22 protein-coding genes are annotated in these 22,463 nt (G+C 70.2%); 14 read left to right on the top strand and 8 right to left on the bottom strand.

Going from position 1 to position 22,463, the window contains the following annotated elements; all coding sequences use genetic code 11:
* Positions 1-25: 25 nt before the first annotated feature.
* The 3 genes from IB242_RS10650 to dapB all read right to left on the bottom strand — a co-directional run bounded on the left by IB242_RS10650 (position 26) and on the right by dapB (position 2,766).
* Entirely contained in the window at positions 26-733 is a 708-nt protein-coding gene (locus IB242_RS10650) for a hypothetical protein (protein WP_192278966.1), read from the bottom strand.
* Entirely contained in the window at positions 730-1,866 is a 1,137-nt protein-coding gene (carA, locus tag IB242_RS10645; RefSeq protein WP_192278964.1) for a glutamine-hydrolyzing carbamoyl-phosphate synthase small subunit, read from the bottom strand. Before carA ends, IB242_RS10650 begins: the two co-directional genes overlap by 4 nt.
* 171 nt (positions 1,867-2,037) lie before the next feature.
* Entirely contained in the window at positions 2,038-2,766 is a 729-nt protein-coding gene (gene dapB, locus IB242_RS10640) for a 4-hydroxy-tetrahydrodipicolinate reductase (protein ID WP_192278954.1), read from the bottom strand.
* 108 nt (positions 2,767-2,874) lie between these two features.
* Between dapB and IB242_RS10635 the strand changes: the two genes are divergently transcribed.
* Positions 2,875-4,242 (top strand): amidohydrolase family protein, encoded by a 1,368-nt coding sequence (locus IB242_RS10635; RefSeq protein WP_192278952.1) that lies wholly within the window; start codon positions 2,875-2,877, stop codon positions 4,240-4,242.
* Positions 4,243-4,513: 271 nt separating this feature from the next.
* Here IB242_RS10635 and IB242_RS10630 read toward each other — a convergent pair whose 3' ends face one another.
* From IB242_RS10630 to IB242_RS10615, 4 genes are all read right to left on the bottom strand, one after another.
* Positions 4,514-5,152 carry a DUF2058 family protein gene (locus IB242_RS10630; protein WP_192278947.1) on the bottom strand — a complete coding sequence of 213 codons (639 nt, stop codon included), beginning with the start codon at positions 5,150-5,152 and terminating at the stop codon, positions 4,514-4,516.
* 47 nt (positions 5,153-5,199) lie between these two features.
* Positions 5,200-5,424 carry a SlyX family protein gene (locus IB242_RS10625; protein ID WP_343237127.1) on the bottom strand — a complete coding sequence of 75 codons (225 nt, stop codon included), beginning with the start codon at positions 5,422-5,424 and terminating at the stop codon, positions 5,200-5,202.
* 58 nt (positions 5,425-5,482) lie between these two features.
* Positions 5,483-6,415, bottom strand: a complete 933-nt coding sequence (locus tag IB242_RS10620) for an FKBP-type peptidyl-prolyl cis-trans isomerase (protein ID WP_192278943.1) — start codon at positions 6,413-6,415, stop codon at positions 5,483-5,485.
* A 119-nt stretch (positions 6,416-6,534) separates the two neighbouring features.
* Positions 6,535-7,107, bottom strand: coding sequence for a glutathione peroxidase (locus tag IB242_RS10615; RefSeq protein ID WP_192278941.1), 573 nt, complete (start codon positions 7,105-7,107; stop codon positions 6,535-6,537).
* A gap of 370 nt (positions 7,108-7,477) precedes the next feature.
* Between IB242_RS10615 and IB242_RS10610 the strand changes: the two genes are divergently transcribed.
* From IB242_RS10610 to IB242_RS10585, 6 genes are all read left to right on the top strand, one after another.
* The gene (locus tag IB242_RS10610; RefSeq protein ID WP_192278939.1) at positions 7,478-7,840 is read left to right on the top strand and encodes a GntR family transcriptional regulator; all 363 of its coding nucleotides are present in this window, start codon (positions 7,478-7,480) and stop codon (positions 7,838-7,840) included.
* On the top strand, positions 7,841-8,713 hold the full coding sequence (locus IB242_RS10605) for an ABC transporter ATP-binding protein (RefSeq protein ID WP_192278937.1): 873 nt from the start codon (positions 7,841-7,843) through the stop codon (positions 8,711-8,713).
* A complete protein-coding gene (locus IB242_RS10600) occupies positions 8,710-9,711 on the top strand; it encodes an ABC transporter permease (protein WP_192278935.1) in 1,002 nt (333 codons plus the stop codon). Before IB242_RS10605 ends, IB242_RS10600 begins: the two co-directional genes overlap by 4 nt.
* 31 nt (positions 9,712-9,742) lie before the next feature.
* On the top strand, positions 9,743-10,402 hold the full coding sequence (locus IB242_RS10595; protein ID WP_192278933.1) for a hypothetical protein: 660 nt from the start codon (positions 9,743-9,745) through the stop codon (positions 10,400-10,402).
* A 65-nt stretch (positions 10,403-10,467) separates the two neighbouring features.
* Complete coding sequence (locus IB242_RS10590) at positions 10,468-11,304, top strand: DUF4097 family beta strand repeat-containing protein (RefSeq protein WP_192278931.1); 837 nt, start codon at positions 10,468-10,470, stop codon at positions 11,302-11,304.
* A gap of 21 nt (positions 11,305-11,325) precedes the next feature.
* Complete coding sequence (locus IB242_RS10585; RefSeq protein ID WP_192278929.1) at positions 11,326-12,066, top strand: hypothetical protein; 741 nt, start codon at positions 11,326-11,328, stop codon at positions 12,064-12,066.
* Between the two features lie 105 nt (positions 12,067-12,171).
* On the opposite strand, the gene IB242_RS10580 is transcribed toward IB242_RS10585, so the two are convergent.
* Positions 12,172-13,554: a class II fumarate hydratase gene (locus IB242_RS10580; protein WP_225540503.1), complete on the bottom strand. Its 1,383-nt coding sequence runs from the start codon at positions 13,552-13,554 to the stop codon at positions 12,172-12,174.
* Positions 13,555-13,867: 313 nt separating this feature from the next.
* Here IB242_RS10580 and purB point away from each other — a divergent pair, with 313 nt between their 5' ends.
* From purB to IB242_RS10545, 7 genes are all read left to right on the top strand, one after another.
* A complete protein-coding gene (gene purB / locus IB242_RS10575) occupies positions 13,868-15,250 on the top strand; it encodes an adenylosuccinate lyase (RefSeq protein WP_192278925.1) in 1,383 nt (460 codons plus the stop codon).
* A gap of 86 nt (positions 15,251-15,336) precedes the next feature.
* Positions 15,337-15,735 carry a VOC family protein gene (locus IB242_RS10570; RefSeq protein ID WP_192278923.1) on the top strand — a complete coding sequence of 133 codons (399 nt, stop codon included), beginning with the start codon at positions 15,337-15,339 and terminating at the stop codon, positions 15,733-15,735.
* Positions 15,732-16,634, top strand: coding sequence for a subclass B3 metallo-beta-lactamase (bla, locus tag IB242_RS10565; protein ID WP_192278921.1), 903 nt, complete (start codon positions 15,732-15,734; stop codon positions 16,632-16,634). The genes IB242_RS10570 and bla overlap by 4 nt, the downstream gene beginning before the upstream one ends.
* Before the next feature lie 47 nt (positions 16,635-16,681).
* Entirely contained in the window at positions 16,682-17,182 is a 501-nt protein-coding gene (locus IB242_RS10560) for a DUF3060 domain-containing protein (protein WP_192278919.1), read from the top strand.
* A 112-nt stretch (positions 17,183-17,294) separates the two neighbouring features.
* Positions 17,295-18,545 (top strand): cupin domain-containing protein, encoded by a 1,251-nt coding sequence (locus IB242_RS10555; protein WP_192279286.1) that lies wholly within the window; start codon positions 17,295-17,297, stop codon positions 18,543-18,545.
* On the top strand, positions 18,542-19,447 hold the full coding sequence (locus IB242_RS10550; RefSeq protein ID WP_192278918.1) for a GNAT family N-acetyltransferase: 906 nt from the start codon (positions 18,542-18,544) through the stop codon (positions 19,445-19,447). The genes IB242_RS10555 and IB242_RS10550 overlap by 4 nt, the downstream gene beginning before the upstream one ends.
* 155 nt (positions 19,448-19,602) lie before the next feature.
* Entirely contained in the window at positions 19,603-22,437 is a 2,835-nt protein-coding gene (locus IB242_RS10545) for a 2-oxoglutarate dehydrogenase E1 component (protein ID WP_192279284.1), read from the top strand.
* The last annotated feature ends 26 nt before the right edge of the window (positions 22,438-22,463 follow it).

Raw genomic sequence — 22,463 nt, 5'->3', positions numbered from 1 at the left:
AGTGGGGCTGCGGCGTCGGGCGCGCTCAGTGGCTGCCGCCCGGCTTGGTCTTGCTTTTCCGTGCATCGTCGCCGGCAGCGCCGGCGCCGGTCAGGACCGACATCGGCACCTGGCAGCGGGTGAAGGCGTCCATCATCATCGGGATCAGGAAGGTGGCGCCGACCGCGCGGCCGGTCGCCTCGCCCTGCTCCATGTCGATGCTGTGCGCGGGAAACCCGAGCAGTTCGCGCAGCGGGCCGTACTGGGCGTCGCGGAACAGTTCGAACATCGCCGCGAAGTCCTGCGGCGTGGCCTGCGCGATCAGTGCTTCGGGCGCTTCGCTCTCGATGCCGTCGGTCTGGGTCGCCATGCCGGCCAGCATGATCTTCGAGAACAGCCGCGCGCCGCCGCCTTCGAGCAGTTCCATATCGCCCGGCATGCGCGCCGCATGGCTGCGCGCATAGGTACGCACGCGCCTGTCCAGCAGCGCGGCCAGCTGGGTGGATCCCATCTCGCCGCGCACGCAGGCCAGCTGCGTGGCGTCGACCACCTCGGGACGGTCCTGGAACGGCCACTGCGGGTCGCCGGCGACGACCGCGTCGAGCACCACGTGCAGCGGCAGCGTCTGCCCGACCAGCTCGGCCATGCGCGCGATCTGCGCGTCGGACACGGCGGGTGCGTCCTGCGCCGACGCGTGCGCCACCGGCACCAGGCCGGCCAGCAGCACGCACAGCGCAGGCAGCCTGCGCCTCACGCGCCGCGCTCGATCAGGGCGACGAAGCGGTCGAACAGCGGGGCCACATCGTGCGGTCCCGGCGAGGCTTCCGGGTGGCCCTGGAAGCTGAAGGCCGGCGCATCGGTCAGCTCGATGCCCTGGTTGGTGCCGTCGAACAGCGAGCGATGGGTCACGCGCACGTTGGCCGGCAGCGAGGTCTCGTCGACCGCGAATCCGTGGTTCTGCGAGGTGATCATCACCCGGCCGCTGTCCAGGTCCTGGACCGGATGGTTGGCGCCATGGTGGCCATGGCCCATCTTGACCGTCTGCGCGCCGGCGGCCAGCGCCAGCAGCTGGTGGCCCAGGCAGATGCCGAAGGTCGGGATCTTCTTCGCGATGAACTCGCGGATCGCGGTGATCGCGTAGTCGCACGGCGCCGGATCGCCCGGGCCATTGGACAGGAACACGCCATCGGGCTGCATCGCCAGCACCTCGGCCGCCGGGGTCTGCGCCGGCACCACGGTGACCTCGCAGCCGCGTTCGGCCAGCATGCGCAGGATGTTGAGCTTCACGCCGTAGTCGTAGGCCACGACCTTGAACTTCGGCTCGGCCTGGACGAAGGCGTTGTCGTCCAGGTCCAGCTGGCCGTCGCGCCACGGATAGGCCTTGTCGGTCGAGACGACCTTGGCCAGGTCCATGCCCTTCAGGCCGGGGAACTTGCGCGCCGCTTCCAGCGCCTGCTCCACGTCCGGCACCTGGCCTGGCTCGACCGCCAGCAGCGCGCCGTTCTGGGCGCCCTTCTCGCGCAGGATGCGGGTCAGCTTGCGGGTGTCGATGCCGGCGATGCCGACCACGCCGCGCGTGGTCATCCAGTCCTGCAGCGAGGCCTGGCTGCGCCAGTTGCTGGGACGGCGCGGCACGTCGCGTACGATCAGGCCCGAGGCCCAGACCTGTGCGGCCTCGTCGTCCTGGTCGGTGCAGCCGGTGTTGCCGATGTGCGGATAGGTCAACGTGACCAGCTGTCGGGCGTAGGAGGGATCGGTCAGGATTTCCTGGTAGCCGGTCATCGCGGTGTTGAACACCACCTCGCCGACGGACAGGCCGCTGGCGCCTACGGAATCGCCCTCGAACACGGTGCCGTCTTCGAGGACAAGGATTGCGGTATGGGTCACGTCGTTCGCCCTGGAATGGAGGAGCCCTGCTTCGCCACCGCCGCTCCGGCTGCCCGGATCGGGGCTGCAAAAAACCGCGGACTCGGTCTTTCTCCGGTCCGGGGCGTGGGTGTACAGGCGAGCGAGAATTGTACCGGCGCGCCCCCGAAAAGGGAACGGCCGTTCATGCGTTCAGGCAGGATCGAACAGCAGCCCGCGCAGCGTGTGCGCGCCGGGGGCGCGTCCGTTCAGGCGGGTCGCGGCCTGCAACGCGCCGCGCGCGAACACGTCGCGGCTGGTCGCCCGGTGCACCAGCTCGATCCGCTCGCCCTGCCCGGCGAACTGGACCAGGTGCTCGCCGACGATGTCGCCGGCGCGCAGGCTGGCGTACCGCGGGGTCGCGCCGCCGCTCTGCGCGGCTTCGCCCAGGCTCAGGGCGGTGCCGGAAGGCGCGTCCTTCTTGTGCACGTGGTGCGACTCGACGATGTCGCAGTCCCAGCCCGGCAGCGCGCCGGCAGCGCGCTCGACAAGCTCGGTCAAGGCAGCCACGCCTACGCTGAAATTGGAGGCCCACAGCAACGGGATCCGCGTCGCCGCCGCAGCCAGCGCCTCACGCTGGGCCGGCTCCAGACCGGTGGTTCCCGACACCAGCGGCCGGCCGCGCTGCACGCACAGCGCCAGCACCGGATCGAAGCCCTCGGGCAGGCTGAAGTCGATGGCGACATCGAACGGCGGCACCGCCGACAGCTCGGACGCGGCGAAGAACGCCACACCCTCCACCACGCGCTGCGCAGGCGCTCGCCGGTTCACCGCGGCGACCACCTGCCACTGCGCGGGCGCCTCGGCGGCCAGGCGCAGCAATGCCTGGCCCATGCGGCCGGATGCTCCATGGATCAACAGGCGGATCGGCGAGATGTTCATGGCGCAAGGCTAGCGGCGCGCGCAGGTCGCCGGCAAGCGTCGCCACCTTGCGGTCATCCGCGCACCGCTATCCTGCCGGCGACATCCCGCTGAACGATGGAGGTATCGATGCGGCTCCACGCCCGCCTGCTCCCGCCCCTGCTGCTCGCAGGCATTGCGCTGCTGCCGTCCGGCGGCGCCCACGCTACGACCATCGCGATCGAAGGCGCACGCGTGTTCGATGGCCGCGAGGATCTGGGCCAGGTGACCATGCTGCTGCGCGATGGCGTCATCCAGGCAATCGGCGCGGCCGGCACGATCGAGATCCCCGCTGATGCCGTGCGCCACAGCTACGCCGGATGCCATCTGGTGCCAGGCCTGGTCAGCGACCATTCGCACGTGGGCAACACCTCCGGCACCGAACATGGCGACCGCTTCTACACGCAGGAGGTGGTGCTGCGCGACCTGCGCCAGTTCCAGGCCTACGGCATCACCACGGTGACCGCGCTGGGCATGAACGGACCCGATTTCTACGCGATCCGCGCACGGGTGTCCGACGCGCCGCGCCTGGGCGCGCAACTGCTCGGTGCCGGGCCCGGGATCGGCGCACCGCAAGGCGCACCCCCGGCCGCGATCATGGGGCTGGAGCAGGATCCGATGCCGCGCCCGGCCACGGCCGAGGCGGCGCGCGCCGCCGTCCGCAGCCAGGCCGAGGCCGGCGTCGACCTGATCAAGCTGTGGGTCGACGACCTCGGCGGCCGCTTCCCGCCGATGACGCCCGAGGTCTACCGCGCCGCGATCGACGAGGCGCACCGCCATGAACTGAAGGTCGCCGCACACATCCACGACCTCGAGCCGGCGCGCGACCTGGTCACGCACGGGCTGGACATCATCGCCCACGGCGTGCGCGACCGGCCTGTCGATGCCGCATTCATCGCCGCGATGAAACGGCACGGCACCTGGTACGTGCCGACGGTCAACATCGACGAGGCGAACTACCTGTATGCCGAACATCCCGGATGGCTGCAGGATCCGTTCGTGGCCAATGCGCTGCCGCCGGCGATGCGTGCTCGCATCGCCGACCCCGGCTGGCGGCGCGAGCAGCTCGGCAAGGCCGACGCGCCACGCCGCGCCGTGGCCACCAACCTGGCCAACCTCAAGGCGTTGCACGAGGCCGGCGTCCGGATCGGTTTCGGCACCGATTCGGGAGCGATGCCGCAGCGGGTGATCGGCGTGGCCGAGCATCGCGAACTGGAACTGATGATCCAGGCCGGCTTCACCCCGCGGCAGGCCCTGCGCACCGCCACTGCCGATGCGGCGGCACTGCTGGGCCTGGACGACCGCGGCGTGCTCGCGGCCGGCAGGCGCGCCGACTTCGTCGTGCTGTCGGCCGATCCGCTGGCCGACATCCGCAACACGCGCAGCATCGAAGCGGTCTGGCAGGCGGGGCAGCAGGTCGCCGGCCCGGTCGCCGGCTACCAGGTGCACGCCGAGTAGGCATGACTTCCGGGGCGCGCCATCGCGGCGTGTCCCGGAGGCCCATCGACGGCTGGAGCGACCGCGGCAGCCACCGCCCCTGCGTGCGCCCTGGTCATGCGCGCACAACGGTGCCCCGGTGCGTGCAGGCGCATGGCAACGCGGCTGGATTGAATGTGGCATTGCCGGTGCCATGCAAGCGGACGCAGCCGCAGGCATCAGCCATGAAAGCCGGCGAAGCGACACGTGCCAAGAGCACGGACGCAGCCCGCCCGGAGGGCGGGCGCACGGATCACCAGACCAGGTCGTCCGGCACCTGGAACCTGGGATCGGAATAGGCCGGCTGCTCGACCGGCGCGTCCGGATCGACCTTGAGCGCCACGGCCGCCGCGAAGACCGTCTCGGCCTGCGCCAGCATGTCGGCAGTCACCAGCAGATAGCGACCATTGCTCTGCACCACGCCCAGCTCGCCGGCGTTGAGCGCCTTGAGCTGCGCCTCGGTGACGTAGACACGCTTGATCTTGCCGCCGTAATCGAAATGCCGTGCGATCTCGGCGGCCGGGTCGTTCAGCGCCTTGCCCTTCAGCAGCTCGTCGAGCTTTGCCCGTGCCTCGCGGCGCACCCGGGCCTCTTCCTGCCGGCGCTGCTCGGCCTCGATGCGCTCGCGTTTTTCCTGCTCGGCGCGCAAGGCGAAGGCCTTGCCCAGGTCCATCTCGGCACCGCGGCCACCACCCTTGCGCGGACCGCGCGCCTGCGCGGCTGGCGGCTGACCGGGCTTGCCGCCCGGACCACTCCGCTCCTGCCCGCCCGGCCGCTTGTTGCCGGTGCCGTCCGGACGACGCGCGTCGGGCCGCCGCTCCGGCTTGCGCTCGGGCTTGGGGGCCGGCCTGAAGCCGAGGTGCATCAGCTGATCGCGGAGGGTATCGGTCATACGAAGCGGGACAACACGGAAACGTTGAAAGGACGGGAGCGCCGCACTCAGTAGTGCGGCGGCGGCGGCTCGACGCCGGAATCGGCATACAGCGCGCCCCGCAGGCCACGCAGATCGGCGAGCACGGCCTGCAGCAACGCATCGCTGCGGGTGCGCTCCATCCGCGCCTCGGCCAGCGCCTCGCTCATCTCGCCGAGCGCCTGCTCCTGGAATGCGAGCCTGGTTTCCAGTTCGACCAGGCGCAGCTCGAGCGGATCGGTGGCGGCGCTCACGCGCGCCACCGCCGCTGCGGGCCGGAAGACATCGTCACGGACACGGCCCTGCTCCTGCTTACGGGGCGATGCCCAGCAGCTCGACGTCGAAGGTCAGGGTCGCGTTCGGACCGATCTTGCCGCCCGGCGCGCCGTTCGGGCCGTAGGCCAGGTCGGACGGGATCCAGAAGCGGTACTTCGCGCCGACCGGCATCAGGCTCACGCCTTCGGTCCAGCCGCGGATGACCTGGCCCAGGCCGAACTCGATCGCCTCGCCACGCGCGTAGGAGCTGTCGAACACGGTGCCGTCCAGCAGCTTGCCTTCGTAGTTCACGCGCACGGTGTCGCTGGCGACCGGGCGCTGGCCGCTGCCCTCGCGCAGGACCTGGTACTGCAGGCCCGACGGCGTGGTGATCACGCCCTTCTGCTTGCCGTTCTCGGCCAGGAACGCCGCACCGTCGGCGCGGTTCTTGTCGCCGACCGCCGACTGCTTGCGGGTCATGAACGCCTGCAGGGTGGCCATGGCCTCCTGCTCGTTCAGCAGCGGCGTGCCCTTGGCCAGCGCGGTGCGCACGGCCTGGAACAGCACCGCCGGATCGATGTCGTCCTTCAGCGGCTGCAGCGACGGTCCGACCATGCGGTCGCCGACCAGCAGACCGACCTGGTCCTTGGACGGCGCCTGCGGCTCGCTGCCAGGCGCCATGCCCGGCACGCGCTGGCCAGAACGGGCCGCCAGCGCGGTACGCAGCGCTGCATCGGTCGCACGGGCCTGCTCTTCGGACTGCAGCGGTTCCTTGCCGGCCAGCGCGTTGCCGACGGCGCGCTCGAGCGCGGCCACGTCGATGTCCTGGGCGATCGGCTCGAACGAGCGCGCCACGTCGAGGCCGATCGCGTAGCTGACCTTGTCCTTCTCGGTCGCAAGTACGGTCTTGTCCTGTGCCACAGCCACTCCTGCCATCATGCTTGCTCCCATCATCAGCGACGCCATCGCGCCACGCACGCGGTTGTTCATCTGTTGCTTCCCGGAATTGGATCGTCGTCTCCGGCCTGGCCGGAACCGCCGCATTGTCGCATGCGGCGGCCGATCCAGGGCGGTCCGTGGCTGAGCGGCGATGTGCGCCGCAGCCGGGTTCAGCGCGCGGGTGCGGGGGCCTTCAGCTCGCGTTCGATCGCCGCCACCAGCGCCGGATCATCGGGCTTGACCTTGCTCGGCCAGTTGCCGACCACGCGCCCGTCCCGTGCCACCAGGTACTTGTGGAAATTCCAGCCCGGCGCGGTTCCGGTCGCCGCCTGCAGCCGCTGGTACAGCGGCGCGGTCTGCGCACCGGTCACGTGCAGCTTCTCGTACATCGGGAACTTGACCCCATAGGTCAGCGTGCAGAACTCCTGGATCTCCGCTTCGCTGCCCGGCTCCTGGCCCTTGAAGTCGTTGGACGGAAAGCCGAGCACCGAAAACCCTTTCCCGGCAAAGCGCTGCTGCAGCGCCTCCAGCCCTTCGTACTGGGGCGTGAAGCCGCACTTGCTCGCGGTATTGACCACCAGCAGCACCTGGCCCCTGTGGCGCGTGGCCAGATCCACGGACGTATCGCCCGCCAGCGGCCGCAGGCGGATACCGTCCAGCACGCCAGCCGGGCCGGCGGCGACGGCCGGCATCGCCGCCGAGGCCGAAATCGCAATGACGATCAGACACTTGAAGAAATTCATCCGGGGCGCTCCTGAGGGATTGTGGGACTAGGCCATTGGTTGGGTGGCTGGACAGTTGACTGGATGTGTTTAGGTGTTATAGTTGAATACAACACCAGTCACCCAAAGCAGGAAACGCCGATGACTCGCATGTCTCCCGCACTTCGCTCCAGCCTGCTGGCGACGGGCGTTGCCCTGCTGGTACTGGGGGGCAGCCGAGCGCTGCCCGACCACGATGGACTCCGTGGCCATTATGGCCGGGAGGAGGCCGCCGCGGAACGCGGCGACAGCGACCTGGGCGATGCCGCGGAGCGGCCCGTGCGCAGGCTCCGTGCTTCCTCCGCCATGCCCTATTTCTCCTTTGCGCATGCATTGCGTACTCGGGGTTGACATGAGCGACATCCAGTGGAGCGACGGCGCTCCGATCTATCGACAACTGAAGGAGCGCGTGATCGCCATGATGCTGGACGGCATCCTCAAGCCGGGCGAAGCCCTGCCCTCGGTCCGCCAGGTCGCGGCCGAATACCAGCTCAATCCGATCACCGTCTCCCGCGCCTACCAGGAACTGGCTGACGAAGGCCTGGTGGAGAAACGGCGCGGCCTGGGCATGTTCGTCACCGAGGAGGCGTCCAAGCAGCTGCGCAGCAGCGAGCGCGAGCGCTTCCTCAACGACGAGTGGCCGGCCGTGGCCGAACGCATCCAGCGGCTGGGCCTGACGATCCAGGACCTGCTCAATTCAACGGGGAAACACTGAATGAACGCCGCGACCGACTCCGTCGTCTCCGCCCGTGGCCTGCGCAAGGCCTACAAGAACAAGCTGGCGGTGGCCGGCGCCGACTTCGAGATCGGCGCCGGCCGCATCGTCGGCCTGATCGGCCCGAACGGCGCGGGCAAGACCACCGCCCTGAAGTCCATCCTCGGCCTGACCCCGTTCGATGGCGAGTTGAGCGTGCTGGGCATGGATCCGCGTACCCAGCGCGATGCGCTGATGAACGAGGTCTGCTTCATCGCCGACGTGGCGGTGCTGCCGCGCTGGATCCGGGTCCGCGAGGCGATCGACTTCGTCGCCGGCGTCCATCCACGCTTCGACCGCGCCAAGTGCGAGCGCTTCCTGGCCAACACCCAGCTCAAGCCCGGCCTGCGTGTGCGCGAGATGTCCAAGGGCATGATCGTGCAGCTGCACCTGGCCTTGGTGATGGCCATCGATGCGCGTCTGCTGGTGCTGGACGAGCCGACCCTGGGCCTGGACATCCTGTACCGCAAGCAGTTCTACCAGCGCCTGCTGGAAGACTACTTCGACGAGAACAAGACCATCCTGGTGACCACCCACCAGGTCGAGGAGATCGAGCACATCCTGACCGACGTGCTGTTCATCCGCGACGGCCGGATCGTGCTGTCGGCCGACATGGAACACCTGGCCGAACGCTATGCCGAAGTGCTGGTGCCGGCCGACCGGCTGGAAGAAGCCCGCGCGCTCGGTCCGGTCGAGGAACGCAGCCTGCCGTTCGGCAAGACCGTGCTGCTGTTCGACAACGCCCCGCGCGACCGGCTGGCCGCGCTCGGCGAGATCCGCAATCCCGGCCTGGCCGACCTGTTCGTGGCACTGATGAAGGGGACCTACGCATGAACGCCATGACCTCCACCGTTCCACGCAGCTGGATGCAGACCTTCGGCTGGCTGCTGCGCCGCGAGTACTGGGAGAACCGCGGCGGGTTCCTGTGGGCGCAGCTGATCAGCTGCGGGATCGCGCTGTTCTTCACGGTGCTGGTGGCCGTGATCGGCGTGATCCAGGTCCGCGACAACATCGCCGACGATGCACCGGCCGGCATCGAGGACCTCGCCCGCTACGCGCACAACGTGGGTGCGGCGGCCGACGGCATCCTGCTGACCGGATTCAGCCTGACCGGCATCGTCCTGGCCTTCGTGGTGTTCTTCTACGCACTGGGCAGCCTCTACGACGACCGCCGCGACCGCAGCGCGCTGTTCTGGAAGTCGCTGCCGGTCTCGGACACGCAGACCGTGCTGTCCAAGGCGGTCTGGGCGGCGCTGCTGGCGCCGGTGATCTCGGTCGTGGTCGGCCTGGCGTTCGGCCTGCTGCTGTGGATCGTCGCCGGCGTCGCGATGTACGCCAGCGGGGCCCCGGAGCCGGCTGCGATCTTCACCCACGCCCATCCGTTGCGCGTGTTCGGCAATGCCCTGATCACCCTTCCGCTCGGCGTGCTGTGGTCGCTGCCGGCAGTGGGCTGGTTGATGTTCTGCTCGGCCTGGGTGCGCAGCAAGCCGTTCCTGTGGGCCGTGCTGCTGCCGTTCCTGGGCTGCCTGATCATCAGCATCGTCGGCGCGATGCCGGGCATCAGCGTTCCGCACGGCACCATCTGGTACGTGGTGGTCTACCGCGGCCTGATGAGCGTCATCCCCGGCACCTGGGCGCCGGCCGCGCTGCAGGGCCAGTTCGACGTCGGCGACCGCCAGATCGAGAACCCCGGCGAAGTGATCCGCATGGTGCTCGAGCAGACCACCAGCTGGAAGATCTACGCCAACCTGGACCTGTGGATCGGCGTCGCCGTCGGCGTGGCCTTCATCGCCGCCGCCATCTACCTGCGCCGCTGGCGCGACGAAGCCTGATCCCGCCTGGCCCCGCAAAGGAGACACGCTCATGAAGTACGCACCTCTGGTGGGACTGGGACTGGCCCTGTGCATGCCACTGTCGGCCTGGTCGGCACCGCCGCGGGACGAAGGCGTCAATGCAGAGATCCGCCGCGAGATGGTCGACGCACGCAAGGAGATCCGGACCGAACTGGCCCAGGCCAGGCGGGAGCTGGAAACGGACAACCTGGCGCTGGGCAGCAGCCTGAGCTTCGGCAAGGACGGACGCCGCAGGAAACAGGACGACAGCGTGCCGAAGGCGGAGATCACCCCGACCGGCGACTTCCTGATCGACGGACGCCAGGTCGAGGTCGACGCCCGCCAGCGCCAGCACCTGCTCGCCTACCGCGGGCTGGTCATCGAAATCGCGCAGAGCGGCATCGACATCGGCGAGCGCACCGCGCTGGCGGCGGTCGATGCGGTCGACCGCGGGCTGTTCAGCCTGATGGTCGGCGCGATGACCGGCAGCCTGGAAAGGCGGATCGAGAAGACCGTCAGGGAGCACGTCGAGCCGGGCGTCCGCGGCATCTGCCGGCGCCTGCCGGCACTGCTGGACACCCAGCAGCAGCTGGCACAGGCGCTGCCTGCCTTCCAGCCTTACGCGACGCTGGAACCGGGCGACGCCGAATCCTGCGAGCGCGAGTTCAGCAGCCAGTTCGCCTCGCGCTGACCGTCCGTCCCGGCGCGCGCCTGCCGCCTGCCGCCTGCCGCCATCCTCAAGGAGTGTCCCGATCCATGAACAAGACCATGCTTGGCCTCGCCACCGCCCTGGCCTGCCTGATGCCGCTCGGCGCGATCGCCGCGGAGCACTGCACGCACTCGGCACCGCGCGCGCTGCAGCTGGATCTGGCGGGCGTGACGTCGGTCCGCTTCGAAACCGCGCAGCACACGCTGCGGCTGGACGCCCTCCCCGGCGGTGCGCATGCCGTCACCGGCCGCGCCTGCGCGGCCAAGGCGTCCTGGCTGGAACAGCTGACGCTGACCCAGGAAAAGCGCGGCGACACGCTGGTCGTACGCGCCGCACGCGACGCCGGCAACATCGGCCTGTCGCTCGGCGACAGCCATGCGTATCTGGACCTGAGCGGCAGCGTCCCTGCCGGCATCGCGGTGCAGCTGGCGATGGGCTCGGGTGACGTGCACGTCACCGGGATCGCCTCGCTGGACGCGACGGTCGGCTCCGGGGACCTGGAGGTGCGCAACGTGCGCGGCCCCGTGGTGGCGAAGGTGGGCTCGGGCGACGTCATGGTCGACGGTGCCGCGAGCCTGGCGGCCGGCTCGATCGGCTCGGGCGATTTCATCGCGCGCAACATCGGCGGCCAGGTCGAGGTCGGCAGCATCGGCTCGGGCGATTTCGAGCTCGCCGGTGCACGCGGCAACGTGCGCATCGAGTCGATCGGCTCGGGCGACGCTACCCTCGCCGACATCGACGGCGACGTCCGCATCGGCTCCATCGGTTCGGGCGACCTGGACGTGCGCGACGTGCGCGGCCGGCTCAGCGTCCGTTCGCTGGGCAGCGGCGACGTTGCCCACCGCACCGTCAGCGGCGGGGTCGACCTGCCGCGCAAGCGCTGACATCACCAAGGGGACACTGCCATGACCATCACCCGCACCCTGCTGCTCGTCGCCCTGCTGCCGATGGCTGCCTGCCAGCCGGCCGACACCGCCCGCAGCGCGGCCCAGCAGGCCACTGCCGCCGCGGCCGACGCGATGGGCAAAACCTCGCGCGACGCGATCGAACGCGCCCGGCGGGAGCTGGCCGACGCCGACATCGACGTCGGCGAAGGCGAGACCAAGGCCAAGATCAGCCCGCGCGGCGACCTGCTGATCGATGGCAAGCCGGTGCCGGTGGACGAGACGCAGCGCGCGCTGCTGCTGGCCCATCGCGGCAACATCGTGAAGGTGGCCGAAGCCGGGATCGCGATCGGCATGCAGGGCGCCAACCTCGGCACCCGGGCCGCCGGGGGCGCGCTCAAGAGCCTGCTCGGCGGCAACAGCGAGGAGTTCAGCAAGCAGATGGAGGCCGAGGGCGCGCGGATGGAAGCCGAGGCGCAGAAGATCTGTGATCTGCTGCCGGACCTGCTCGCATCGCAGCAGGCCGTGGCCGCCGCGCTGCCGGCCTTCGCGCCCTACGCCACGATGGACGCCAGCGACGTCAGCGGCTGCCGCACCAGGCATGCCGGAAACGACGAGGCCGGCGGCCAGACCGGCGAGGCGCTGACCCAGGCCCCCGACCGCTCCACGGCTGGCAACGCCGATGCAGCGGCCAGGGTCGAGGCCGATGCGCCGGCGATGGACGCCGCTGCCGAAGCGGACGCCGCCGCCGCGCGCCGCTGACCGGCCCGGCGCATCGCGTCGCTGCCGGCTGCGACGCGGGCGGTGCAGCTCACGGTTGCTGCGCTCGCGCGTGCAGCAACCGGAGCATCGCCGACGCGGCTGGCCTCAGCCGCCGCCACCGCCCGGCTTGCCGTGGATCCCGCCCTTGGCCAGCACCGCCGGGTCCAGCAGCGCGCGCAGGGTCTTCTCCGGCAGACCGGTGACCTCGACCGCCACCTCCAGCACCGGCCGGCCCTGCTTGTAGGCCTGCTTGGCGATCGCCGCGCCCTTCTCGTAGCCGATCACCGGGTTCAGCGCGGTCACCAGGATCGGATTGCGCGCCAGCGCCTCCTGCACGCGGTCCTGGCGGACCACCAGCCCGTCGATGGCCGAGTCGGCCAGCAGCCGCGACACGTTGGCCAGCAGCCTGATCGAGTCGAGCAGGTTGGCCGCGATCAGCGGCAGGGTCACGTTGAGCTGGAAGTTGCCGGTCTGGCCGGCGACGGTGATCGCGGTGTGGTGGCCGATCACCTGCGCGGCCGCCATCACCGTGGCCTCCGGAATCACCGGATTGACCTTGCCCGGCATGATCGAGCTGCCCGGCTGCAGCGCTGGCAGTTCGATTTCGCCCAGGCCGGCCAGCGGACCGGCATTCATCCAGCGCAGGTCGTTGGCGATCTTGATCAGGGCCACGGCCAGCGCGTTGAGCTGGCCGGACAGCTCGACCGCATCGTCCTGCGCGGCCAGGCCTTCGAACTTGTCCGCCGCGCTTTCGAAACGGGTCCCCGACAGCGTCGACAGCGCCTTGGCCGCACGTGCGCCGAAACGCGGATCGGCATTGATGCCGCTGCCGATCGCAGTGCCACCCAGTGGCAGCCGGCGCAGCCGCGCCAGCGCGTCGGTGATGCGGCCTTCCGCCGAGGCGATCTGCGAAGACCACGCCCCGAACTCCTGGCCGAAGGTCAGCGGCATCGCATCCATCAGGTGGGTGCGGCCGGTCTTGACCACCTTCTGCAGCGCCCTGGCGCGCCTGTCGATGGTGCGGCGCAGGTGTTTCAGCGACGGCAGCAGATCCTCGACCACCGCCAGCTGGGCGGCGACCCGGATCGCGGTCGGGACCACGTCGTTCGAACTCTGGCCCAGGTTGACGTGGTCGTTGGGGTGGACGGCGACCTTGCCGGCCCTGCCGCTGCGGGTAGCAAGCGTGGCGATGACCTCGTTGGCGTTCATGTTCGACGAGGTGCCCGAGCCGGTCTGGTAGACATCGACCGGGAAGTGCGCGTCATGCTGGCCGTCGGCCACTTCCAGCGCGGCGGCGCTGACCGTTCTGGCCACGCCCTTGGGCAGCAGGCCCAGGCCGGCATTGACCTCGGCCGCGGCGGCCTTGACCAGGCCCAGCGCGCGGATGAAGCCGCGCGGCATCGGCTGGCCGGAGACCGGGAAGTTCTGCACCGCGCGCTGGGTCTGCGCGCCCCACAGGGCGTCGGCGGGCACCCGCAGCTCGCCCATGCTGTCGTGCTCGATGCGGGTGCGGGCCGGTGCGGTGTCGTCGGGAGTACGCGTCTTCTTCGGCGCGCGCGGGGTCTTGCTCATGAACCGTCTCCAGTGTTGGCGTAATGGATTACGGCGGGCTGCCGGATGACACACGGCGGCTGGCTGGGGCCGGCCAGCATACGCCAGGCGGCCGGGACCGCCGTGGCCGACGGGCCAGCGGCGATGCCGCGGCCGGGGCATCCGGACGCCGGCCGCACGGCTCCCGGACCCGCCTCGTGGGCGTTGCCCTTACACTAGCCGGCTCCCTACGCTGCCCAGCCTGACCGCCATGTCGGATCCGACTCGTCCAGAAGCCGCCCTGCTCGCCCTGTCCCCGCTCGATGGCCGCTACGCGTCCAAGGTCGATGCGCTGCGCCCGATCTTCTCCGAGTACGGTCTGATCAAGGCCCGCGTCACCGTCGAGATCGAGTGGCTGCTGGCGCTGGCCGCCGAGCCGGGCATCGTCGAGCTGGCGCCGTTCTCCGACGCCGCCCAGTTGCGCCTGCGCGCGCTGGCGTCCGGTTTCAGCCCGGCCCAGGCAGCAAGGGTCAAGGAGATCGAACGCACCACCAACCACGACGTCAAGGCCGTGGAGTACTTCATCAAGGAGCAGCTGAAGGCCGATGCCGAGCTGGGGCCCGCGCTGGAGTTCGTGCACTTCGCCTGCACCAGCGAGGACATCAACAACCTGTCCTACGGGTTGATGCTCGAGCAGGCCCGCCGCGAAGTGCTGCTGCCGGCATTCGAAGGCATCGCCGCCAGCCTGCGCGCGCTGGCCCACGCCCAGGCCGCGCAGCCGATGCTGTCGCGTACCCATGGCCAGACCGCCTCGCCGACCACGCTGGGCAAGGAGATCGCCAATGTCGTCGCGCGCCTGGAACGCCAGACCCGGCAGATCGCCGCGGTCGAGCTGACCGGCAAGATCAACGGCGCGGTCGGCAACTACAACGCCCACGTCGTGTCCTATCCGGACGTGGACTGGCCGGCCTTCGCCGAACGCTTCGTCACCGGCCTGGGCCTGGTGTTCAATCCCTACACCACCCAGATCGAGCCGCACGACACCATCGCCGAGATCGGCGACGCCGCGCGCCGCGCCAACACCATCCTGGTCGACCTGTCGCGCGACATCTGGGGCTACATCTCGCTGGGCTACTTCAAGCAGCGCCTGAAGGAAGGCGAAGTCGGCTCGTCGACGATGCCGCACAAGGTCAATCCGATCGACTTCGAGAACGCCGAAGGCAACTTCGGCATCGCCAACGCGCTGTTCGAGCATTTCAGCGCCAAGCTGCCGATCAGCCGCTGGCAGCGCGACCTGACCGACTCCACCGTGCTGCGTGCGCTGGGCACTGCGTTCGGCCACACCCAGGTCGCGCTGGACTCGCTGGCCAAGGGCCTGGGCAAGCTGGAAGTGAATCCGCAGCGCCTGGACGCCGACCTCGACGCGTCCTGGGAAGTGCTGGCCGAGGCCGTGCAGACGGTGATGCGCCGCCACGGCCTGCCCAACCCCTACGAGCAGCTGAAGGCGCTGACCCGCGGCCAGGGCATCACCGCCGAGTCGATGCGTGCCTTCGTCGAATCGCTGGAACTGCCGGAAGACGCCAGGCAGCGCCTGCGTGAGCTGACCCCGGGTGGCTATGCCGGCCTGGCCGAACGGCTGGCGAAGGCGATCTGACGCCGGCGCGGTCCCGGCCATCGTGCACGCGGTGGCCGGGCATGCGGACCGTGCAGCGGCATTGCGATGGGCCCCGGAGTTCCGCCATGCACCTGCTGATCAACATCGACGTTCCCGACCTGCCCGCCGCTGAGGCACTGTACTGCCGGGCCTTCGGGCTGCGGCCGGCGCGCCGCTTCGGCGATGCCGGCGTGGAACTGCTCGGCGCGCAGGCGCCGCTCTATCTGCTGGCCAATGCCGGCGGCAGTCTCGCCGCCGCCGGCTCCCTGCGCGACTACGACCGCCACTGGACGCCCATCCATCTGGATGTGGTGGTCGAACTGCTCGAACCCGCACTGGAGCGCGCGCTGGCCGCCGGCCTGCTCCAGGAAACCCCGATCCGCGAGACGCCCTGGGGCCGCATCGTCCGCCTGGCCGACCCCTGGGGCCATGGCTGGTGCCTGCTCCAGTTCGTCGGCCGCGGCTACGAAGAGATCGCGTCATGACCCGATACCTGTCCTGCCTGCTGCTGGCCATCGCGGCGTTCCCGGCCTTCGCCGAAGCGCCGGGTTCCGCTGCGGCCACGCCCGCGCCGGCCGCCCCCTGTGCCGCCGATGCCGGCTGGAACGATCCTTCGTCGCCGTACCACGTCCACGGCAACACCTGGTACGTCGGCACCTGCGGTCTGGGCGCGCTGCTGGTGACCTCGCCGCAGGGCCACGTGCTGGTCGACGCCGCGACCGAACGCGCCGCGCCGCTGATCCTGGCCAACATCCGCGCCCTCGGTTTCGATCCCGCCGACGTGCGCGCCATCGTGTTCTCGCACGAGCACATGGACCACGCCGGCGGTCTGGCCGCGCTGCAGCGCGCCACCGGTGCGCCGGTGCTGGCCCGTGGCGTGGCCGCCGAGGTCGTCGCCCGCGGCAGCAGCGATCGCCGCGACCCGCAGTTGCTCACGCTCAAGCCCTTCCCCGCGGTCGGCACCGTCCAGCCGATCGAGGCCGGCCGGGTGCTGGAACTGGGCGGCAACCGGCTGACCGCGCATGCCACGCCTGGCCACACCCCCGGCGGCACCAGCTGGACCTGGCGCTCCTGCGAGGCGGACCGCTGCCTGGACATCGCCTACGTCGACAGCATCACCGCCTTCACCGACGACCAGTACCGCTACAGCGACGACCCGGCCGCAGTGGCTGCCTTCCGCCAGACCCTGGCCGATGTCGCCGCCCTGCCCTGCGACATCCTGCTGACACCGCACCCATCGGCCAGCGCGCTGTGGTCGCGGCTGGGCCCGGGCGCCGACCGCCCCCTGTCCGAACCCGGCGCCTGCCAGGCCTATGCCGATGGCGGTCGCACCCGGCTCGAGGCCCGCCTGCGCCAGGAAGCGGACAGCGCTGACGGCGGCTGAACATCGGCGCTGCGAGCATCCGGCCATCTCCACTTGGGACCCTCGGGATGGCCAGTCCGATTCGAACCGCGTCCGCGCTGCTGCTCCTGCTGTCGACCACCGCCTGCGGCGAGCACCCGGCCAGCACCGGCATCACCTCCGCCGCCGAGGCGGCCACCGCCCTCACCGACCCCGCCTCCGGCGCCGACTGTGGCGGCAAGGACCTGCACATCACCCGCCACGACAGTCGCCTGGTCATCCACGGCCAGTGCGGCGAGGTCGTGATCAGCGCCAGCAACGGCTCGCTGAACCTGGACAAGGCCCGCAGCATCCGGGTGCGGGGCGACCGCTTCACCGTGCTCAACGAGGAAGTGGAGACGATCGAGGTCAGCGGCAACGGCAACACGCTCAACCTCACCGATGCCGGCCAGGTCCGCATCGGCGGCAGCGAGAACACCGTGCTCGGCCGCACCCTGCGCAGCGTGCGCTTCGATGGCGACCGCAATTCGGTCAATACCAGCAACAGCCCGGCGCTGGAGGACACCGGCACCGGCAACCGCGTGATCTGACCGGGTGCAGGGCGGCGGCGTTCGCGCGCCGTCTTGCTCCAGCGCAAGGCGGACGCCGCGCAGGTGGGCGACAATGCGCGCCTCGCCGCCCTCGGCCACCGCCAGCATCCCGATGAAGAAGAAGACCGCCGCTCCGTCCCTGCCGTTCGAGATCCAGGCCACCCGCGCCCATCCACTGGGCATGCCGGCCGCCCGGTTCCTGCGCGATTACTGGCACAAGCGCCCGCTGCTGATCCGCAACGCGTTCCCGGATTTCCAGACGCCGGTGATGCCCGAGGACCTGGCCGGCCTGGCCTGCGAGGACGGCGTACTGGCACGCCTGATCCAGCACGACCGCCACAGCGGCGCCTGGAACGTGCGCACTGGACCGTTCCAGGAGGAGGACTTCCCCGGCCTGCCCGACCACGACTGGACCCTGCTGGTCCAGGACGTCGACCGCTGGGACCCGGACGTGCGCGCGTTGCTGGAGCAGTTCCGCTTCCTGCCGCGCTGGCGCATCGACGACATCATGATCAGCTTCGCCGCCACCGGCGGCTCGGTCGGCGCGCATGTCGACCATTACGACGTGTTCCTGCTGCAGGCCCACGGCCACCGCCGCTGGATGATCGACTCCAGCGTGGCGATGGGCCGCGGGGCGCCGTCGCTGGAGTTCCGTGACGACGTGGCGATCAAGCTGCTGCGCGAGTTCACCCCCACCCACGACTGGGTGCTGGCGCCGGGCGACATGCTGTACCTGCCGCCGCTGGTGCCGCACCACGGCGTGGCCGAGGATCCGTGCCTGACCTTCTCGGTCGGCATGCGCGCGCCATCCTCGTCCGAGCTGATGGGCGACTGGCTGGACGAGGTGCTGATCGACGCCGACGAGGCGATCCGCTACCACGACGAGGACTTGGCGGTGCCGGCCGATCCGAACGAGATCGACGTGTCCTCGATGAACCGCGTGGTCGAGGCGCTCAACGCCATCCGCATGAACGACCCCGACCGCCTCGGCGACTGGTTCGGCCGTTTCATCACCAACTACCGCGCCGCCGGCGATGTGATGGCGCACGGCCCGCAGCTGGACCACGGCGACCTGGAGCAGGCGCTGGCGGCCGGCATGACCCTGTCGCGGCATCCGTGGGCGCGGCTGGCCTGGCGCCGCAACACCCGCGGCGCCACGCTGTTCTGCAGCGGCCGCAGCCTGGCGATGGGCGTGGCCGACGCGCGCCGCCTGGCCGACCTGGACACGATCGACGCACCCGCCTACGCCGCGCTGGGCGCACAGGGCCGCGCGGCGGTGCTGACCCTGCAGCAGGCCGGCTTCTACGTGCTGGCCGACGAGGCCGGGGACGAGGATGCCGACGACGGAGACGGCCAGGCATGAGCCCGCACTTCGATGTCGTCGTGGCCGACTACGCCCGTGACCACGTCGAAGTGCATGCGCTGCGCGAGACCGTGTTCGTGCTCGGCCAGGGCGTGCCGGCCGGGCTCGAACGCGATGCGCTGGATCCGCTCAGCGTGCATGTCCTCGCCCGCGCACGCGGGGGCCGCCCGATCGGGACCGCCCGGCTCACCCCGGAACGCCGGATCGGCCGGATGGCGGTACTGGAGGACAGCCGCGGCCAGGGCGTCGGCGAGGCCATGCTCGCCGCCCTGGTCGCGCAGGCACGGCAGCTGGGCTGGCCGGTGATCGGGCTGCATGCGCAGGTCCACGCGCTGGACTTCTATGCCCGCGGCGGCTTCATCCCGCATGGTCCGCGCTTCACCGAGGCCGGCATCGAGCATCGCGCGATGCAGCGCCGGCTCGACGGGCTGGTCGCCTGCGAGGACGCCGATGCCGCGGCGGCCGCGCTGCTCGGCCTGGCCGCCAGCGCGCGGCGGAGCCTGGGCCTCTACAGCCGCGCACTCGACCCGGGCCTGCTCGACCGCGGCGAGGTGGTCGATGCGCTGCGCCGCTTCGCGACCGGCGGTCGCGACCGCCAGGTCCGGATCCTGCTGCAGGACGTGGACGCGCCACAGCGTGGCCGCGCGCCGTTGATCGGGCTGGCCCAGCGCCTGCCCAGTGTGTTCGCCTTCCGCCAGATCAGCGAACCGTCGGACCTGGCCTATCCGGCCGCCTATGCCTTCAACGACACCGCCGGCAGCCTGTTCCGGCCGCTCGGCCATCGCTTCGAGGGCGAGGCCGGCGTCGATGCGCCGGTGGCCGCGCGCCAGCTGCGCGCACGCTTCGATCCCGTATGGGAACGCGCCGGCGCGTGCAGCGCGCTGCGCGCGCTCGAACTGTGAACCGCAGCAGGCCACGGCCGCCTCCGCAGGCGCATTCGCCAAACGACTAAGCCCGCAGCCAAAAGCATTGGGGGTATACTTTTGCGGCTGTCGCGCCCGTGTCGGTCCGTCCGGCGGGCCTCAAGGGCCGCATTCCCATCCAGACGACCTCCATCGTGGACAATCTACTCAAGCAGTTCGCACAGTCTTCGCAACTCGGCAGCAATGCCGCCTACCTTGAGGACCTGTACGAGCAGTACCTGGTCTCCCCCGATAGCGTCGACCCGAAGTGGAAAACCTACTTCGATGGTTTCAAGGGCCGCGAGGCCGGCGACATCCCGCATTCGGCCGTCATCGCCCACGTGGCCGAGGCCGCGCGCCAGGCCACCAGCCATGGCACCAGCGCCGCGACGGCCGGTGCCGGCGACGAGCGCGAGCGCAACGTCGGCCGCCTGATCACCGCCTACCGCTACCGCGGACACCTGGGCGCGAACCTCGATCCGCTCGGCCTGACTCCGCCGATGAATCCGCCGGATCTGGGCCTGCCGTTCCACAACCTGTCCGAACGCGACCTGGACAGCGAGTTCAGCACCGGCGGCATCGCCGGCCAGCCGCGCATGAAGCTGCGCGACCTGCTGGCCCGGCTGAAGGCCACCTACACCGGCCCGGTCGGTGCGGAGTTCATGCACATCTCCGAGGTCGAGCAGCGCCAGTGGCTGTACCAGCGCCTGGAGGCCGCCGGCGGCGACTACAACCTCAGCGCCGAGGCCAAGCAGCGCGTGCTCGAGCGGCTGACCGCCGCCGAGGGCCTGGAACGCTACCTGCACACCAAGTACGTCGGCCAGAAGCGGTTCTCGCTGGAGGGCGGCGATTCGCTGATCCCGCTGCTCGACGGCATGATCCGCAAGGCCGGCGGCGACCGGGTCAAGGACATCGTGATCGGCATGGCCCACCGCGGCCGCCTCAACGTCCTGGTCAACACGCTGGGCAAGAACCCGCGCAAGCTGTTCGACGAGTTCGAAGGCAAGTTCGAGCACGACGAGCGCGCCAGCGCCGGCGACGTGAAGTACCACATGGGCTTCTCGGCCGACATCGCGACCCCGGGCGCGCCGGTCCACCTGGCCCTGGCGTTCAACCCCTCGCACCTGGAGATCGTCGACCCGGTGGTCGCCGGTTCGGTGCGTTCGCGCCAGGAGCGTCGTGGCGACACCGAGCGCGCGCAGGTCCTGCCGATCCTGATCCACGGCGACGCCGCGTTCGCCGGCCAGGGCGTGGTGATGGAGCTGTTCCAGATGTCGCAGGCCCGCGGCTTCGCGGTCGGCGGCACGCTGCACGTGGTGATCAACAACCAGGTCGGCTTCACCACCAGCAACAAGGAAGACGCGCGCTCCACGCTGTACTGCACCGACGTCGCCAAGATGGTCGGCGCACCGGTCTTCCACGTGAACGGCGACGACCCGGAAGCGGTGCTGTACGTGGCCAACCTGGCCTACGACTTCCGCCAGCAGTTCAAGAAGGACGTGGTCATCGACCTGGTCTGCTACCGCCGCTGGGGCCACAACGAGGCCGACGAGCCGGCGGCGACCCAGCCGGTCATGTACCAGACCATCCGCAAGCACCCGACCACGCGCGAGATGTATGCGGCCAAGCTCGAATCGGCCGGCGTCCTCGCCAAGGACGGGGGCAAGGCGCTGGCCGATGCCTACCGCAACAAGCTCGACGCCGGCGAAGTCACCACCGAGCTGTCGACCTCCAAGCCGGAGGACTACGAGCTGACCATCGACTGGTCCAGGTACCTGTCGGGCAAGCTGTCCGATGCGGTCGACACGACCTTCGATGCCGACAAGCTCAAGGCACTGGCCAAGGTCATCACCACGATCCCCGAAGGCGTCACTCTGCACGCCCGTGTCGCCAAGATCTACGAGGATCGCCGCAAGATGGCGGCCGGCGAGATCCCGGGCGACTGGGGCTTCGCCGAAAACCTGGCCTACGCGGCGCTGCTCGACGAAGGCCACAGCCTGCGCCTGGTCGGCCAGGATGCCGGCCGTGGCACGTTCTTCCACCGCCACGCGGTGCTGCACGACCAGCAGACCGACAACTACTACCTGCCGCTGCGCCAGCTGGTGGATGCGCCGGAAACGGTCACCGTGATCGACTCGCTGCTCAGCGAGGAGGCGGTGATGGCGTTCGAGTACGGCTTCTCGACCACCGATCCCAACACGCTGGACATCTGGGAAGGCCAGTTCGGCGACTTCGCCAACGGCGCGCAGGTGGTGATCGACCAGTTCATCGCCTCCGGCGAGGCCAAGTGGGGCCGCATCTCCGGCCTGACCCTGCTGCTGCCGCACGGCTACGAGGGCCAGGGCCCGGAACACAGCTCGGCGCGCCTGGAGCGCTTCCTGCAGCTGTGCGCGCTGGAGAACATGCTGGTCTGCGTGCCGACCACGCCGGCCCAGTGCTTCCACATGCTGCGCCGGCAGATGCGCATGACCACCCGCAAGCCGCTGGTGGTGATGTCGCCCAAGTCGCTGCTGCGCCACAAGCTGGCCGTGTCGACCCTGGACGAGCTGGCCAACGGCGAGTTCCAGCACCTGATCCCCGATGCCAAGGCCGACCCGAAGAAGGTCAAGCGCGTGGTGCTGTGCTCGGGCAAGGTCTACTACGACCTGCTCGAGGACGCGACCAAGCGTGGCCAGGACGACGTCGCCCTGGTCCGCGTCGAGCAGCTCTACCCGTTCCCGCGCGAACTGCTGGCCGCCGAGCTGAAGAAGTACGGCAAGGCCACCGAGGTCGTCTGGTGCCAGGAAGAGCCGCAGAACCAGGGCGCCTGGTATCAGATCAAGCATCACCTGCAGGCCGTGCTGGCCGACGGCCAGGGCCTGCACTACGCCGGCCGCACCCGTTCGCCGTCGCCGGCCGTCGGCCACTTCGCCGACCACGTCGAGGAGCAGCTGAAGCTGGTCGCCGACGCGCTGGTCAACCCGCTCGGCAGCCACATCGCTGCCGAGTAAGACGCCCCTCCTTCCGACTCAGAAAA

Origin of the sequence: Xanthomonas sp. XNM01 (genome assembly GCF_014851915.1) — a bacterium.
GTDB lineage: Bacteria > Pseudomonadota > Gammaproteobacteria > Xanthomonadales > Xanthomonadaceae > Pseudoxanthomonas.
The sequence above is the reverse complement of the archived record's forward strand: the minus strand, read 5'-3'. Positions and strand labels throughout refer to the sequence as shown.

Excerpts from the sequence above, each read along its gene's own strand:
- IB242_RS10610 (WP_192278939.1), top strand. The coding sequence starts at position 7,478 with ATGAGCGACATCCAGTGGAGCGACGGCGCTCCGATCTATCGACAACTG.
- IB242_RS10635 (WP_192278952.1), top strand. The coding sequence starts at position 2,875 with ATGCGGCTCCACGCCCGCCTGCTCCCGCCCCTGCTGCTCGCAGGCATT.
- bla (WP_192278921.1), top strand. The coding sequence starts at position 15,732 with ATGACCCGATACCTGTCCTGCCTGCTGCTGGCCATCGCGGCGTTCCCG.
- IB242_RS10550 (WP_192278918.1), top strand. The coding sequence starts at position 18,542 with ATGAGCCCGCACTTCGATGTCGTCGTGGCCGACTACGCCCGTGACCAC.
- purB (WP_192278925.1), top strand. The coding sequence starts at position 13,868 with ATGTCGGATCCGACTCGTCCAGAAGCCGCCCTGCTCGCCCTGTCCCCG.
- IB242_RS10590 (WP_192278931.1), top strand. The coding sequence starts at position 10,468 with ATGAACAAGACCATGCTTGGCCTCGCCACCGCCCTGGCCTGCCTGATG.
- IB242_RS10620 (WP_192278943.1), bottom strand. The coding sequence starts at position 6,415 with ATGAACAACCGCGTGCGTGGCGCGATGGCGTCGCTGATGATGGGAGCA.
- IB242_RS10630 (WP_192278947.1), bottom strand. The coding sequence starts at position 5,152 with ATGACCGATACCCTCCGCGATCAGCTGATGCACCTCGGCTTCAGGCCG.
- IB242_RS10615 (WP_192278941.1), bottom strand. The coding sequence starts at position 7,107 with ATGAATTTCTTCAAGTGTCTGATCGTCATTGCGATTTCGGCCTCGGCG.
- IB242_RS10560 (WP_192278919.1), top strand. The coding sequence starts at position 16,682 with ATGGCCAGTCCGATTCGAACCGCGTCCGCGCTGCTGCTCCTGCTGTCG.
- IB242_RS10595 (WP_192278933.1), top strand. The coding sequence starts at position 9,743 with ATGAAGTACGCACCTCTGGTGGGACTGGGACTGGCCCTGTGCATGCCA.
- IB242_RS10570 (WP_192278923.1), top strand. The coding sequence starts at position 15,337 with ATGCACCTGCTGATCAACATCGACGTTCCCGACCTGCCCGCCGCTGAG.
- IB242_RS10555 (WP_192279286.1), top strand. The coding sequence starts at position 17,295 with ATGAAGAAGAAGACCGCCGCTCCGTCCCTGCCGTTCGAGATCCAGGCC.
- IB242_RS10580 (WP_225540503.1), bottom strand. The coding sequence starts at position 13,554 with ATGGGCGAGCTGCGGGTGCCCGCCGACGCCCTGTGGGGCGCGCAGACC.
- dapB (WP_192278954.1), bottom strand. The coding sequence starts at position 2,766 with ATGAACATCTCGCCGATCCGCCTGTTGATCCATGGAGCATCCGGCCGC.
- IB242_RS10600 (WP_192278935.1), top strand. The coding sequence starts at position 8,710 with ATGAACGCCATGACCTCCACCGTTCCACGCAGCTGGATGCAGACCTTC.
- IB242_RS10585 (WP_192278929.1), top strand. The coding sequence starts at position 11,326 with ATGACCATCACCCGCACCCTGCTGCTCGTCGCCCTGCTGCCGATGGCT.
- IB242_RS10605 (WP_192278937.1), top strand. The coding sequence starts at position 7,841 with ATGAACGCCGCGACCGACTCCGTCGTCTCCGCCCGTGGCCTGCGCAAG.